Origin of the sequence: Escherichia coli (assembly GCF_036503815.1) — a bacterium.
GTDB lineage: Bacteria > Pseudomonadota > Gammaproteobacteria > Enterobacterales > Enterobacteriaceae > Escherichia > Escherichia coli_F.
On sequence record NZ_AP027764.1, the window covers coordinates 2,832,557 to 2,847,559 of the forward strand.

The 15,003-nt window shown below is 52.4% G+C and carries 11 protein-coding genes, 2 tRNA genes and 1 other RNA gene; 6 read left to right on the forward strand and 8 right to left on the reverse strand.

The window, feature by feature from the left end:
• The first annotated feature begins 47 nt into the window (after positions 1–47).
• From AABJ99_RS13605 to AABJ99_RS13615, 3 genes are all read left to right on the forward strand, one after another.
• Positions 48–132 (forward strand) — tRNA-Tyr (locus AABJ99_RS13605).
• A gap of 34 nt (positions 133–166) precedes the next feature.
• Positions 167–251 (forward strand) — tRNA-Tyr (locus AABJ99_RS13610).
• A 46-nt stretch (positions 252–297) separates the two neighbouring features.
• Positions 298–428, forward strand: a non-coding RNA gene (locus AABJ99_RS13615) — RtT sRNA.
• 168 nt (positions 429–596) lie between these two features.
• On the opposite strand, the gene narI is transcribed toward AABJ99_RS13615, so the two are convergent.
• From narI to narK, 5 genes are all read right to left on the reverse strand, one after another.
• Entirely contained in the window at positions 597–1,274 is a 678-nt protein-coding gene (gene narI, locus AABJ99_RS13620; RefSeq protein WP_001160117.1) for a respiratory nitrate reductase subunit gamma, read from the reverse strand.
• Positions 1,274–1,984, reverse strand: a complete 711-nt coding sequence (gene narJ, locus AABJ99_RS13625; protein ID WP_000571676.1) for a nitrate reductase molybdenum cofactor assembly chaperone — start codon at positions 1,982–1,984, stop codon at positions 1,274–1,276. The genes narI and narJ overlap by 1 nt, the downstream gene beginning before the upstream one ends.
• The gene (narH, locus tag AABJ99_RS13630; protein WP_000702650.1) at positions 1,981–3,519 is read right to left on the reverse strand and encodes a nitrate reductase subunit beta; all 1,539 of its coding nucleotides are present in this window, start codon (positions 3,517–3,519) and stop codon (positions 1,981–1,983) included. Before narH ends, narJ begins: the two co-directional genes overlap by 4 nt.
• On the reverse strand, positions 3,516–7,259 hold the full coding sequence (narG, locus tag AABJ99_RS13635; protein ID WP_000032974.1) for a nitrate reductase subunit alpha: 3,744 nt from the start codon (positions 7,257–7,259) through the stop codon (positions 3,516–3,518). The genes narH and narG overlap by 4 nt, the downstream gene beginning before the upstream one ends.
• A gap of 392 nt (positions 7,260–7,651) precedes the next feature.
• Positions 7,652–9,043 carry a nitrate transporter NarK gene (gene narK / locus AABJ99_RS13640; RefSeq protein ID WP_000019836.1) on the reverse strand — a complete coding sequence of 464 codons (1,392 nt, stop codon included), beginning with the start codon at positions 9,041–9,043 and terminating at the stop codon, positions 7,652–7,654.
• Between the two features lie 338 nt (positions 9,044–9,381).
• Here narK and narX point away from each other — a divergent pair, with 338 nt between their 5' ends.
• The gene (narX, locus tag AABJ99_RS13645) at positions 9,382–11,178 is read left to right on the forward strand and encodes a nitrate/nitrite two-component system sensor histidine kinase NarX (protein ID WP_000918048.1); all 1,797 of its coding nucleotides are present in this window, start codon (positions 9,382–9,384) and stop codon (positions 11,176–11,178) included.
• A complete protein-coding gene (gene narL, locus AABJ99_RS13650) occupies positions 11,171–11,821 on the forward strand; it encodes a two-component system response regulator NarL (RefSeq protein ID WP_000070491.1) in 651 nt (216 codons plus the stop codon). Before narX ends, narL begins: the two co-directional genes overlap by 8 nt.
• Here the strand turns inward: narL and ychO are convergent, their stop codons facing one another.
• A complete protein-coding gene (ychO, locus tag AABJ99_RS13655; RefSeq protein ID WP_338387572.1) occupies positions 11,822–13,216 on the reverse strand; it encodes an inverse autotransporter invasin YchO in 1,395 nt (464 codons plus the stop codon).
• Between the two features lie 185 nt (positions 13,217–13,401).
• Between ychO and ychN the strand changes: the two genes are divergently transcribed.
• Positions 13,402–13,755: a DsrE/F sulfur relay family protein YchN gene (gene ychN, locus AABJ99_RS13660; protein WP_001169659.1), complete on the forward strand. Its 354-nt coding sequence runs from the start codon at positions 13,402–13,404 to the stop codon at positions 13,753–13,755.
• A gap of 42 nt (positions 13,756–13,797) precedes the next feature.
• Here ychN and chaC read toward each other — a convergent pair whose 3' ends face one another.
• On the reverse strand, positions 13,798–14,493 hold the full coding sequence (gene chaC / locus AABJ99_RS13665; RefSeq protein ID WP_001295621.1) for a glutathione-specific gamma-glutamylcyclotransferase: 696 nt from the start codon (positions 14,491–14,493) through the stop codon (positions 13,798–13,800).
• Between the two features lie 157 nt (positions 14,494–14,650).
• The gene (gene chaB / locus AABJ99_RS13670) at positions 14,651–14,881 is read right to left on the reverse strand and encodes a putative cation transport regulator ChaB (RefSeq protein WP_001146444.1); all 231 of its coding nucleotides are present in this window, start codon (positions 14,879–14,881) and stop codon (positions 14,651–14,653) included.
• Positions 14,882–15,003: the final 122 nt, after the last annotated feature.

Below are 15,003 nucleotides of genomic sequence, written 5' to 3' on the forward strand. Positions count from 1 at the left end.
CCCCGCTTCCCCACAAGGGAGCAGGCCAGTAAAAAGCATTACCCCGTGGTGGGGTTCCCGAGCGGCCAAAGGGAGCAGACTGTAAATCTGCCGTCATCGACTTCGAAGGTTCGAATCCTTCCCCCACCACCATCTCAAGCATTACATCAAAATTTGAATTATCCCTGGTGGGGTTCCCGAGCGGCCAAAGGGAGCAGACTGTAAATCTGCCGTCATCGACTTCGAAGGTTCGAATCCTTCCCCCACCACCATCACTTTCAAAAACCCCTGTATTCTCCAACGAATCCGTAACTGAATATTCTGCCCATGCGGGGAAGGATGAGAAGCTTCGACTAAGGTTCGACTCGAGCGCCAGCGAGAGAGCATTGCCGCAGGCAACGACCCGTAGGGCGAAGCGCGCAGCGCTGAGTAATCCTTCCCCACCACCATCACACCCTTAAATACTCAAAACCTGTTACTTCAAGCTAATTTGCCCCGTGGCACCGCGTTTACCGGACCTACAATATCCTCCCCTGTAGGTCAGATAGGCGAATCACTCCGCACCGTGCCCATAAAAAAACCCCGCCGAAGCAGGGTCTATGTGAACTAAAATTCGCTTAGTGACGAGCGCGCACCAGCTGGTACTTACGTGTCAGATACTCCACCGGTACGCTCCAGATGTGCACCAGACGCGAGAACGGGAACAGCAGGAATAACGTCATCCCCAGCACCAGGTGCAGACGGAAGATAAACGCCACACCATCAAGGTGTTGAGAAGCGCCACCGTGGAAGGTCACCACCGACTGCGCCCAGCCAACCAGTTTCATCATCTCGCTACCGTCCATATGTTGGGCAGAAAATGGAATAGTCAGCAGACCCAACGCGCACTGGATAACGAGCAGCGACAGGATCAGGATGTCCGCCCCGGTAGTCGTTGCACGCACACGCGGGCTGAACAGGCGGCGTTTCAGCAACAGCACGCCGCCAATCAGACACAGCACGCCGCTGGCACCACCAGCAATCATCGCCATTTTCTGTTTCACTTCAATTGGCAACCACGCTTCATACATCCAGTGCGGCGTCAGCATACCGAAGAAGTGGCCGACAAAAATCCCCAGAATTCCGATATGGAACAGGTTCGACGCCAGGTTCATCCCTTTGCGATCCAGCATCTGGCTGGATGCCGCGCGCCAGGTGTACTGCCCGTAGTCATAGCGCAGCCAGCTACCAATCAGGAAGACGGCCCCGGCTATGTACGGGTAGATATCAAAGAAGAACATATTCAGGAATTGCATTAGTGCTGTCCTCCGGTGGTGATATTCAGATATTGCGGCGCGACGGCACCGGCAAAGCGACGCTGATGAGCAGTGATTGCTGAATCACCGCAGCCTTTGTCAGCAAAGAATTTAACCTGCTCTTCTTCCCAGACGGCATCCAGCGCCTGTGGCGTATCGTCGCGCGCTTCATCAGCAATTTTTTCCGCCACTTTGTCGCTGTCGATAGCGGTATTCGCCAGTTTCAGCAGCAGATCAAACAGCACGGCATAACGGCTTTCACGTTGTTGCAGACGCGCGCTCAGCAACGCCAGAATCGGCGCGATATCTTTCAAACCTTCCACGGCTTCGCTTTGCGGCAGCTGCGCCAGATACTCCAGATACAGCGGCAGATGATCCGGTAATTCACGACTGTTCAATTGCAAACCGTGCTGCTCATACTGTGCCAACAAGTCAACCATTGCCTGGCCGCGATCGCGGGATTCACCGTGAACATGCTCAAACAGCAGCAACGACGTGGCGCGACCACGGTCGAACAGTTCGCTGTACTGGGCCTGAGCATCCAGCGGATCCAGCGCTGTTAAATCGCGCAGGAAAATGCCCAGCGCATGGGCATCCTCTTTCGACAGATTTTCCGACGCAGCAATCGCCTCAAACATCTCTTGTTGATGCTGCCATAAGGCAGCATCCGGATATTCAAGGAGACGCGATACAATCACGAGTTCGATCATGGGTGCGGCTCCGTTTTACTGGTCACGTCGATGGCATCGATACGGCGGCTGTTGAACAGATTGAATTTGGTATCTGAACCGTGGCAGCCGTCACCAAAGGTAAAGCCGCAGCCATTTTTCTCCGGGAAGGCTTCCCGCGCCAGTTCACGGTGACTGCTCGGCACCACAAAGCGATCTTCGTAGTTGGCAATTGCCAGATAACGGTACATTTCCTGTGCCTGAGCTTCGGTCAGACCGACCTCTTCCAGCGCACGGGTATCAACTTTACCGTCAACGGTTTCAGCACGTTTGTAATGACGCATCGCCAGCATACGTTTCAGCGCGCGCAGTACCGGTTTGGTATCACCGGCGGTCAGCAGATTCGCCAGATACTGTACCGGGATACGCAGGCTTTCGACGTCTGGCAAAATACCGTTGCTGCCCAGCTCGCCCGCATCTGCCGCAGACTGAATCGGCGACAGAGGCGGCACGTACCAGACCATCGGCAGTGTGCGATATTCCGGATGCAGCGGCAGCGCCAGTTTCCATTCCATCGCCATTTTATAAACCGGCGACTGCTGTGCGGCTTCAATAACGCTCAGCGGAATACCGTCCTTAATCGCCTGCTCGATGACTTTCGGATCGTTCGGATCGAGGAACACGTCCAGCTGACGCTGGTAGAGATCTTTCTCGTTCTCGGTGCTTGCTGCACGTTCAATCGCGTCGGCATCGTACAGCAGCACGCCAAGATAACGGATACGACCGACACAGGTTTCAGAGCACACCGTCGGCTGACCCGCTTCAATACGCGGATAGCAGAAGATGCACTTCTCAGACTTACCGCTCTTCCAGTTGAAGTAGATTTTTTTGTACGGGCATCCGGTGATGCACATACGCCAGCCGCGGCATTTGTCCTGGTCGATCAGGACGATGCCATCTTCTTCACGCTTGTAAATCGCACCGCTCGGGCAGGTCGCCACACATGCCGGGTTCAGGCAGTGTTCGCACAGGCGTGGCAAATACATCATGAAGGTGTTTTCGAACTGGCTATACATCGCCTTCTGGATGTTGTCGAAGTTCTTGTCTTTCGCCAGTTTGTCAAACTCACCGCCCAGGTCATCTTCCCAGTTTGGCCCTTTTTCGATTTTCGCCATCCGTTCGCCGGTAATCAGCGAACGTGGACGGGCAATCGGCTGCGATTTGCTGCCTTCCGGCGCGGTATGCAGGTTCTGATAGTCAAAATCGAACGGCTCGTAATAATCGTCGATCCCCGGCAGATGCGGGTTAGCGAAAATTTTACCCAGCAGCATGGCGCGGTTACCCATACGCGGCTGAAGTTTGCCGTTGATTTTTCGGATCCAGCCGCCTTTGTATTTTTCCTGGTTTTCCCAGTCGGTCGGGAAGCCCTGGCCCGGCTTGGTTTCCACGTTGTTGAACCACGCGTATTCCACGCCTTCACGGCTGGTCCAGACGTTTTTACAGGTCACTGAACAGGTGTGGCAACCGATGCACTTATCCAGATTCAGCACCATGCCGACTTGTGAACGAATTTTCATTTTACGCTCTCCTGTACCTGGTCATTGCCTTCGCCATCTAACCAGTCAATGTTCTTCATCTTACGCACTACAACAAATTCATCGCGGTTAGAACCTACAGTGCCGTAGTAGTTAAAGCCGTATGCCAGATGGGCATAGCCGCCGATCATATGCGTCGGTTTCGGCGTGATACGGGTGACCGAGTTATGAATACCGCCGCGCTGACTGGTGATTTCTGAACCAGGCAGGTTAACGATACGTTCCTGCGCGTGGTACATCATGGTCATCCCTGCCGGAACACGCTGGCTGACAACCGCACGAGCAGTCAGTGCACCGTTGCTGTTGAAGACTTCAATCCAGTCGTTATCGGCGATACCCAGCTCTTTGGCATCGGCTTCACTCAACCAGACCACCGGACCACCGCGACCTAAAGTCAGCATCAGCAGGTTGTCGCTGTAGGTGGAGTGGATACCCCATTTCTGGTGCGGTGTCAGGAAGTTGAGCGCTTTTTCCGGATTACCGTTAGATTTCTGGCCCATCACTTCTTTCACCGAACGGGTATCGATCGGCGGACGATAAACCAGCAGGCTTTCACCGAAATCACGCATCCACTGATGATCCTGATACAGCTGCTGACGGCCAGAGAGCGTACGCCACGGGATCAGCTCGTGAACGTTGGTGTAACCGGCGTTGTAAGAAACATGTTCATCTTCAAGGCCAGACCAGGTCGGGCTGGAGATGATTTTGCGCGGCTGCGCCTGAATGTCACGGAAGCGGATCTTCTCGTCTTCTTTATTCAGCGCCAGATGCGTATGGTCACGACCGGTAAACTCGCTCAATGCCGCCCAGGCTTTCACGGCCACCTGGCCGTTGGTTTCTGGTGCCAGCGTCAGGATCATCTCTGCCGCATCAATTGCGGTGTTCAGCATCGGCTGGCCTTTCGCCGGACCTTCCGCTTTGGTGTAGTTGAGCTTACGCAGCAGATCCATCTCGCTCTGGGTGTTCCAGGCAATCCCTTTACCGCCGTTACCGATTTTCTCCATCAGCGGGCCGATAGAGGTAAAGCGTTCGTAAGTCGCCGGATAATCGCGCTCTACGACCATAATGTGCGGTGCAGTTTTACCTGGGATCAGGTCGCATTCGCCTTTTTTCCAGTCTTTCACATCCAGCGGCTGCGCCAGTTCAGCGGCAGAGTCGTGCTGGATCGGCAGCGTGACGATGTCGGTTTCTTTGCCCAGATGACCAACGCACACTTCGGAGAATTTCTTCGCGATGGCTTTGTAGATTTCCCAGTCGCTTTTCGCTTCCCAGGCCGGATCGACTGCCGCAGACAGCGGGTGAATAAACGGATGCATATCCGAAGTATTCATGTCGTCTTTTTCATACCAGGTCGCCGTCGGCAAAATGATGTCGGAATAGAGACAGGTGCTCGACAGACGGAAGTCCAGCGTCACCACCAGATCCAACTTGCCTTCCAGACCGTTGTCCTGCCAGTCCACTTCTTCCGGCTTCACGCCGCCCTGCTGACCCAGGTCTTTACCCTGGATACCGTGCTCCGTCCCCAGCAGGTACTTGAGCATAAACTCATGACCTTTACCGGAAGAACCGAGCAGGTTAGAACGCCAGATGAACAGGTTACGCGGGTGGTTTTTACCGTTTTCTGGTTGTTCTGCCGCAAAACGGATAGAACCCTCTTTCAGGGATTTCACGGTGTAATCCACCGGATTCATGCCCGCTTTTTCCGCTTCGCGAGCGATAGTCAGCGGGTTAGTGCCTAACTGCGGCGCAGACGGCAGCCAGCCCATACGTTCTGCACGGACGTTAAAGTCGATCAGATGTCCGGTATAACGGGATTTATCCGCCATCGGCGACAACAACTCTTCTGCGGTCACGGTTTCATAACGCCACTGGCTGGAGTGGTTATAGAAATAAGAGGTGCTGTTCATGTGACGCGCCGGACGCTGCCAGTCAAGAGCAAACGCCAGCGGCTGCCAGCCGGTTTGCGGACGCAGTTTTTCCTGACCTACATAGTGCGCCCAGCCGCCACCGCTCTGACCTACACAGCCGCAGAAAATCAGCATGTTGATCAGACCACGATAGTTCATATCGAGGTGATACCAGTGGTTCAGACCTGCACCAACGATGATCATTGAACGACCGTGGGTCTTATCAGCGTTGTCAGCAAATTCACGGGCAATGCGGATAATCTGGCTGCGAGAAACGCCGGTAATCTGCTCGGCCCACGCAGGGGTGTAAGCTTTCACATCGTCATAGCTGGTTGCACAGTTAACGTCGTTCAGGCCACGTTCCAGACCATAGTTTGCCAGCGTCAGATCATAAACGGTGGTCACCAGTGCGGTGCTGCCATCAGCCAGTTGCAAGCGTTTCACCGGCAGCTTGTGCAGCAGCACGTTTTCCAGTTCCACTTTGTTGAAGTGTTCCGTGCCGTCGCCACCAAAGTATGGGAAGCCCACCTCAGCGATCTCATCCTGGCTACCCAGCAGGCTCAGTTGCAGCTCGGTTTCTTCGCCAGTTTTGCCGTCGCGCTGCTCAAGATTCCATTTGCCCTTCTCGCCCCAGCGGAAGCCAATAGAACCGTTCGGCGCAACCATTTCTCCATTGGTATTAAAGGCGACAGTTTTCCATTCCGGATTGTTTTCCTGGCCCAGCGCATCAACCAGATCAGCAGCGCGCAGCATACGACCTGCGGCGTAGTAACCGTCGCGTTCTTCCAGCATCACCAGCATCGGCATGTCGGTGTAGCGACGCACATAGTCGGTGAAATACTGGCTTGGGTTGTCGAGGTGGAATTCACGCAGCATTACGTGGCCCATCGCCAGCGCCATTGCCGCATCGGTGCCCTGTTTCGGTGCCAGCCACAGATCGCACAGTTTGGCGATTTCAGCATAGTCCGGTGTGACGGCAACAGTTTTGGTGCCTTTGTAGCGCACTTCAGTAAAGAAGTGAGCATCCGGAGTACGGGTCTGCGGCACGTTTGACCCCCAGGCGATGATGTAGCTGGAGTTGTACCAGTCAGCAGATTCCGGTACGTCAGTTTGCTCGCCCCAGGTTTGTGGAGACGCAGGAGGCAGATCGCAGTACCAGTCGTAGAAGCTTAAGCAAGTACCGCCAAGCAGCGAGAGATAACGCGCACCCGACGCGTAAGAAACCATCGACATTGCCGGAATTGGCGAGAAGCCAGCGACGCGGTCCGGGCCGTAGTTTTTGATGGTGTAAACGTTAGATGCGGCGATCAGTTCGTTCACTTCCTGCCAGGAAGAACGAACAAAACCACCGCGTCCACGCGCTTGTTTAAAGCTTTTCGCTTTATCGGCGTCTTCAATGATAGAAGCCCATGCCTCAACCGGATCGCTATGCAGCGCCTTCGCTTCACGCCACATTTTCATCAGGCGTTTGCGCATCATCGGGTATTTCAGACGGTTGGCGCTGTAAAGATACCAGGAGTAGCTGGCACCGCGCGGGCAGCCGCGAGGTTCATGGTTTGGCAGATCCGGGCGAGTACGCGGATAGTCAGTCTGCTGGGTTTCCCAGGTAACCAGACCGTTTTTAACGTAGATTTTCCAGCTGCAGGAGCCGGTGCAGTTTACCCCATGGGTAGAGCGGACGATTTTGTCATGCTGCCAACGCTGGCGATATCCATCCTCCCAGTCACGGTTGGTATTGAGAAGCTGGCCATGCCCATCGGCAAAGGTTTCGCCCTTCTGTTTGAAGTAGCGAAACCGGTCCAGGAATTTACTCATCGGTTTTCTCCTGTGGGAGCCTGTCGGCCCTCTGATAAATCGACATTGCTAATGTTTAAGGGCAAGGTAACGCTCTGAAACAGCGTGGGAATTGATAACGATCAAGAGTGATGGGGATGAAAAATAAAGTAAATTCCTAAGATACCCCTTTAGGATAATTAACAGTTACAGCATAAAAGACTGTAAATTAAGGCATTTTATACCTGTAGTTATTTAAACTATTAAGAATTTTATGCAGATGGGTATTAAGGAGTATTCCCCATGGGTAACATATTAATGGCTCTTAATGAAATCCGGAGAAATAAGCCATATAACATTAGTATGTTGTAACTAAATGATGCATAAAAAAAGCGCGACATCATGCCGCGCAAAGGATAATCAAATATTAAGATTTATTTTTTAGAATGCCGACCATATACCGCCCAGGTAATCACTACGCAGGCGATATAGAAAATCAAAAATACTTTCATTGCGCCGACTGGCGAACCCGTTAATGCCAGCGAGCTACCGAACGCTTTCGGGATAAAGAAGCCACCAATCGCGCCAATCGCAGAGATGAAACCCAGCGCCGCCGCCGTGTCGGTTGCCGCTTCACGCATCGCACGTTCGTCAGAACCCCCTTCTGCTTTCACGCGATCCATTGTCAGTTTACGGAAGATCACGGAAATCATCTGGAAAGTGGAACCACTACCCAGCCCAGCGGTCAGGAACAGCGCCAGGAAGACGGCGAAGAACGCCATGAAGCTTCCGCCCTGTCCGTCAGTCGGTAAGGTCAGGAACAGCAGGCCGCTGAAAATCGCCATCAGGATAAAGTTCACCAGTGTGACACGAGTTCCGCCCAGACGGTCAGATAATGCACCACCTGCAGAACGCGCCAGCGCACCAATAAACGGCCCGAAGAAAGCGTATTGCAGAATCTGAACATCCGGGAACTGCGTTTTTGACAGCATCGCAAAGCCCGCGGAGAAGCCGATGAAGGAGCCGAAGGTTGCCAGATACAGCAGGCTCATAATCCACAGATGACCCCGTTTGAGTACCGGCAACTGCTCCTTGATGGAGGCTTTCGAGGTAGCAAGATCGTTCATGCCAAACCACGCCGCAATGGTGAAGATGGCAAGGAACGGCACCCATACCCAGGACGCATTCGCCAGATACAGCTCAGTCCCATCCGGCTGTTTGACACCCTGGCTACCAAATACTGCGAAAATCGACAGTGATACCACCAGCGGAGCAACCAACTGCATGACGCTGACGCCCATGTTGCCCAGACCACCATTCAGACCCAGCGCGCCACCCTGCTTCTGTTTCGGAAAGAAGAAGCTGATGTTTGCCATACTGGATGCGAAGTTCGCGCCAGCAAAGCCGCACAGCAGAGAGATGATGATGAAGACGCTATAAGGCGTGGAGGTATCCTGCACGGCAAAACCCAGCCAGACGCAAGGAATAATCAGAATACCAGTGCTGAACGCCGTCCAGCGACGACCACCGAAGATAGGAACCATAAAGGAGTATGGAACACGTAACAACGCGCCAGAAACCGAAGGCAGCGCCGTCAACATAAATAGCTGATCGGTCGTAAAATTAAAACCGACTTTCGGTAAGTTCACCGCAACAGCACTGAATAACATCCATACGCAAAACGCCAGCAGCAGACAGGGAACGGAAATCCACAGGTTGCGGCTGGCAATACGTTGACCGCGTTGTTGCCAGAACGCAGGATCTTCCGGTCGCCAATCTGTAATGACAGCTCCAGTAGCCCTTTCGGGGGCGGATGAGTGACTCATAGACACCTCTGATACTCGTTTCGATGTCTGCCACCTTAGTGTCTGTAGCTAAAGGCAATTTGATGTAAATCAAACGATAAGATAACTTTATCTATCATTGATATTTATCATTACCCATAGTGAGTACAGTGATTTCATAAAAATTATGAGATTTTTCACGGTGCTGTAAAATCCCTACCCTTACCGATGTAAAGCGACTAACCACACGGCAAATAAGGAGTAACTCTTTCCGGGTATGGGTATACTTCAGCCAATAGCCGAGAATACTGCCATTCCAGAATGTATCGTCACATTCATTAAGGTTATTGCTCATTTAAAGCCTGAAGGAAGAGGTTTGCATGCTTAAACGTTGTCTCTCTCCGCTCACCCTGGTTAATCAGGTTGCGCTTATTGTGTTGCTTTCTACTGCTATTGGACTGGCAGGGATGGCAGTTTCTGGCTGGCTGGTGCAAGGCGTTCAGGGCAGCGCCCATGCGATCAACAAAGCGGGATCGCTGCGCATGCAAAGTTACCGTCTGTTGGCAGCAGTGCCATTAAGCGAGAAAGACAAGCCCTTAATTAAAGAGATGGAACAAACGGCATTTAGCGCCGAGTTAACCCGAGCAGCAGAACGAGACGGACAACTGGCGCAACTACAGGGTTTACAAGATTACTGGCGTAATGAACTGATCCCTGCGTTGCTGCGTGCACAAAACCGCAAAACGGTGTCAGCGGATGTCAGCCAGTTTGTTGCCGGGCTTGATCAACTGGTATCTGGTTTTGACCGCACCACGGAAATGCGCATTGAGACAGTGGTGCTGGTCCATCGGGTAATGGCGGTATTTATGGCACTTTTACTGGTGTTCACTATTATCTGGTTGCGGGCGCGACTGCTACAACCGTGGCGGCAGTTGTTGGCAATGGCAAGTGCCGTCAGCCATCGCGATTTTACCCAACGCGCGAACATCAGCGGGCGCAACGAAATGGCTATGCTTGGAACTGCGTTGAACAATATGTCTGCAGAACTGGCGGAAAGTTACGCCGTACTTGAGCAGCGGGTTCAGGAGAAAACCGCCGGGCTGGAACATAAAAATCAGATCCTCTCTTTTTTATGGCAGGCCAACCGCCGTTTGCATTCCCGCGCCCCGCTGTGTGAACGCCTGTCACCTGTACTCAACGGCTTACAGAATTTAACCCTGCTACGTGATATCGAACTGCGGGTGTATGACACTGATGATGAAGAGAATCATCAGGAGTTTACCTGCCAGCCAGATATGACCTGCGATGATAAAGGCTGTCAGCTGTGCCCGCGCGGTGTACTCCCCGTTGGCGATCGCGGCACAACCCTGAAGTGGCGGCTGGCTGACTCTCATACGCAGTACGGTATTTTGCTGGCAACCCTGCCGCAGGGGCGTCATCTTAGTCATGATCAACAACAACTGGTGGATACCCTGGTTGAACAACTCACCGCCACGCTGGCGCTGGATCGCCATCAGGAACGTCAGCAACAGTTGATCGTGATGGAAGAGCGTGCCACCATTGCGCGCGAACTGCATGATTCTATTGCCCAATCTCTCTCTTGCATGAAGATGCAGGTGAGTTGTTTACAGATGCAGGGCGATGCGCTGCCAGAAAGCAGCCGCGAACTGTTAAGTCAGATCCGTAACGAACTGAATGCATCCTGGGCGCAGTTGCGTGAATTGCTCACCACATTCCGCTTGCAGCTCACCGAGCCTGGATTACGTCCGGCGCTGGAGGCGAGTTGCGAAGAGTACAGCGCCAGGTTTGGCTTCCCGGTGAAGCTGGATTATCAATTGCCGCCTCGTCTGGTGCCTTCGCATCAGGCAATCCATCTGTTGCAAATTGCCCGTGAGGCATTAAGTAACGCCCTCAAACATTCGCAAGCGAGTGAGGTCGTGGTGACAGTGGCGCAAAACGATAATCAGGTCAAACTGACCGTCCAGGATAACGGCTGCGGCGTGCCTGAAAATGCCATCCGCAGCAATCACTACGGCATGATAATAATGCGCGACCGTGCGCAAAGTTTACGGGGCGATTGCCGCGTCCGCCGTCGTGAATCAGGTGGCACCGAAGTGGTGGTCACCTTTATTCCCGAAAAAACTTTCACAGACGTCCAAGGAGATACCCATGAGTAATCAGGAACCGGCTACTATCCTGCTGATTGACGATCACCCGATGCTGCGAACTGGCGTAAAACAGCTTATCAGTATGGCACCAGATATCACCGTGGTTGGCGAAGCGAGTAATGGCGAACAGGGTATTGAACTGGCGGAGTCTCTTGATCCCGATTTGATCTTGTTAGATCTCAATATGCCCGGCATGAACGGTCTGGAAACGCTGGATAAACTGCGCGAAAAGTCCCTCTCCGGGCGCATTGTGGTATTCAGCGTCTCCAACCATGAAGAAGATGTGGTCACCGCACTGAAACGCGGCGCGGATGGCTATCTGTTAAAAGATATGGAACCGGAAGATCTGCTGAAAGCATTGCATCAGGCAGCTGCTGGCGAAATGGTATTAAGCGAAGCATTAACGCCTGTTCTGGCCGCCAGCTTGCGCGCTAACCGTGCCACTACTGAACGCGATGTTAACCAGTTAACCCCACGCGAGCGCGACATTCTCAAGCTGATTGCCCAGGGTTTGCCGAACAAGATGATTGCCCGCCGCCTGGACATCACCGAAAGCACAGTAAAAGTGCACGTCAAGCACATGCTGAAGAAAATGAAGCTCAAGTCTCGCGTGGAAGCAGCAGTATGGGTGCATCAGGAGCGCATTTTCTGATTACGGTTCCCAGCGCAGTTCGTCGTTTGACAATGCGTCGAACGGTTCGACAAGCGTTAGCGTGATCTCATTGGAGGAGACACGCTGCCCCTGGTTATCTTCCACCACCACCGACAATCGCCAGTGATTGCTTGCCCCTTCCCCGTTTTGCCAGTCAGGCATGATCAGCGTCCAGCCCTCCGCGCTGTTGGCTTGTGCGCCCGGCGTCAAACTTAATATCTGCGTATCGCCCTGCCAAATCAGTTGCCGAATACCATAACGACTGCGGATTTGTAATTTCAGCGGCACTGTTTCGCCAGGTTTTAGATCCCACGGCGGTGTCGCCAGAAACACCGTTAACGTTTTTCGCTGTCGGTACTCAAGAGTCGGTAGATTATTTCGCTGCGGATTATCATAGCGACTACCACGTAACGACTGACTTTCGGCAACCTCGCCCGCAGAAAGTTGTTTTTTGAGTGGTACACCAAAACGGTAGTTAAGATTCAGCCCGAGGTTATTTTGATTCTCGCCGCTTTCACCCTGTTTATGCTGGGCCGTCACCGTGACTAAGGGCACAGGGGTGTAATTTAATCCCAGACTCAATGCGACGGGATTGTGATAACCCGTACCAGAGTTAAATAAATCAACGCGATCACCAAAATACTGTTCTACGCTGACGCTGGTATTGAGGTGTTGATAGAACGGCATGCGCATCCGGGCCGTCAGATCGTACCCGCGCGCCATCCTTTGTTCTTGTATGGCTGTCTGTTCATGCCATGTAGCAAACGGCTGATAATAGTTTGCTGATAGCCGCAAATATTCGCCCGACGCTTCGGCGCCAAGGCCTGCTCGCTGAAGATTTTCGTCCAGCAAGTTGTCATAAAAGGTGTTATACCCCACCAGCCAGTTGCCGCGCGCCCAGCGTTGCCCAACTCCAAGATTGCTCACCAGCCCATCATCCTGCTGAGTAAGACCCAGCTGGCTCCAGGTGAGATAACGATCATTATCCTGTAAAGGCACAAACCAACTTCCGCGACTGCCGGTGAAATGACCTTCGTTATCTACTTTGACGTCAACACTGGCATTTCCCCACGGTGATAGCCAGGACTCTACGTGCTGATTAACCTGTTGACTAAGCGCGTCGCGGACTTTTCCCAATGCGAAAGCTTTTGCCTGCTCGCCAGTATCCAGCCCGTTATCATTCATACTGGTTTCGCCGAAATCTTTCACAATTTCAGCAAAGTGTTTTTCCCCATCATGATTTTCGGGAGCCATGCCTAAATCCGGCAGACCATCATTGTTATTATCAAAGGGATTTGCCGCTTTTTGCTCGAAGGTAGATTGTGCGTTAGCTGTACCGCCTGCCGCCAGCAAGAGTAAATAAAACGGAATAATGCGAGGAACGAAACGGCTCAAAACGTCGGTAACTTCCGGTAAAAAATGAAAAACCATAGCCTTAAAGAATAACGATTACTGGCAACTTTTGTCGTATTTTCTCGCGCTTTCAGGAAAATCCTTAAAAATGTGACCGATTGGTCAGACGCTGCAGAAGCAGTAAGATAGAAGATCAGTGTCTAATTCCCTGAATACAGGAGTAAATAATGCAAAAAATCGTGATCGTTGCCAATGGCGCACCTTACGGGAGCGAATCCTTGTTTAACAGCTTGCGGCTGGCCATTGCGTTACGAGAGCAGGAGAACAATCTGGATCTGCGTCTGTTCCTGATGTCTGATGCGGTCACAGCCGGGTTGCGCGGGCAAAAACCAGGGGAAGGCTACAACATTCAGCAAATGCTGGAGATCCTTACCGCTCAGAATGTACCGGTGAAATTGTGCAAAACCTGTACCGACGGGCGCGGGATTAGTACACTTCCTCTGATTGATGGGGTGGAAATCGGTACTCTTGTGGAACTGGCGCAATGGACGCTGTCAGCCGATAAAGTGCTCACATTTTAATGTTTGAGGGGGCGTCTGACGCCCCACTAGAGGGAAGTTTACTCAGGCGAATCCCGGCCGTAACACACCATCCGGATAATTCTCCGCCAGCAGTTTTTTTACCGATACCAGCAAATCATTCAGCCCATCGTCCTGCATTCCCAGTTTGATAAGCTCCTGTTCCAGTGAAAACAGGTATTGTGCATTGGTTCCCAGTGGACCGCTCGCCGCCGCAATCAACGGCGCGATGACCTGAGCGCGAGTGTCAGATTCATATTCTGGATGTCGCGGGTCCATAATAAACACAATGGCGTTTACTGTGCGTCCATCATCAAGATCAAGCTGACACCAGGTTGGCAGATAACAGCCGGTAATCATCTCGCGCTTCCACAACAGTGTTAGTTCCTGCTCCAGCGTCTCTTCTGGCAGTCGATAGGCGACGCCTGTGGTGCGTCCGCCCTCTTTCAGTGCAAGCATCCGTCCCGGCTGGTGCGCAGTCCCGCGCCCGGCGGTCAGGCGCAGGCAAAACGCGCGATGCCATCCAACCAGTGTACCGGTGCACGACTCGGTAAACTCCAGTGCTGGATTCCACATCAACGATCCATAACCGAAGATCCACACCGGTCCCTCATCAGGTCGACAAGCCAGCGTCGCCGCCAGCGAAGCCGCCCGTTGCTCTGCTGACCATAAGAGTGATTCTTCAATGGCACCAAATGCCGTTTTACAATCGGCATTCATCAAGAAATCACGCGTTATCACCTTACACCTCCGCCACTGCATACTTCCCTGCGACAACTTTTTGGTGTCTTCCGGACATTTTTACTGCTCATTTTGAAACCATTAACGGGACAATATGCAATCCACGGACCTCTTGCAAGGCAACACCGCACGAATAGCTTTAACTAAGCTACCAGTTTTACGATTTTTTATGCCATTTATCATCATCCCCTTTGGCATATTCATGCTTCACAGCAGCCCAGGCCACTTTATGCGCGGTTTCTTCGCGACTGGCGTCATCACGCCGATCTTCTTTATCTTTATATTGATCCCATGCGCTGTTGAACGCTTCTTTATAGATATCCTGAGCATGAGACGGTAGCACGTGCTTTACGCTTTCCGGCAGATCGCTTTTCGTTTTATACGGCATCGTTGACTCCTTTTACAAAGTTGAACATTAAGTGTGGTCAACAATATCCACTCTTGCCAAAACATAAGAATTTTCATGTCAGACTCTTCTTAAGAAACGCTAAAACAAACATTGTCTAAACG

Bases quoted from the DNA above. Each gene is read 5' to 3' on its own strand.
- chaB (WP_001146444.1), bottom strand. From the start codon at position 14,881: ATGCCGTATAAAACGAAAAGCGATCTGCCGGAAAGCGTAAAGCACGTG.
- narL (WP_000070491.1), top strand. From the start codon at position 11,171: ATGAGTAATCAGGAACCGGCTACTATCCTGCTGATTGACGATCACCCG.
- ychN (WP_001169659.1), top strand. From the start codon at position 13,402: ATGCAAAAAATCGTGATCGTTGCCAATGGCGCACCTTACGGGAGCGAA.
- narI (WP_001160117.1), bottom strand. From the start codon at position 1,274: ATGCAATTCCTGAATATGTTCTTCTTTGATATCTACCCGTACATAGCC.
- narH (WP_000702650.1), bottom strand. From the start codon at position 3,519: ATGAAAATTCGTTCACAAGTCGGCATGGTGCTGAATCTGGATAAGTGC.
- narJ (WP_000571676.1), bottom strand. From the start codon at position 1,984: ATGATCGAACTCGTGATTGTATCGCGTCTCCTTGAATATCCGGATGCT.
- narX (WP_000918048.1), top strand. From the start codon at position 9,382: ATGCTTAAACGTTGTCTCTCTCCGCTCACCCTGGTTAATCAGGTTGCG.
- narK (WP_000019836.1), bottom strand. From the start codon at position 9,043: ATGAGTCACTCATCCGCCCCCGAAAGGGCTACTGGAGCTGTCATTACA.
- narG (WP_000032974.1), bottom strand. From the start codon at position 7,259: ATGAGTAAATTCCTGGACCGGTTTCGCTACTTCAAACAGAAGGGCGAA.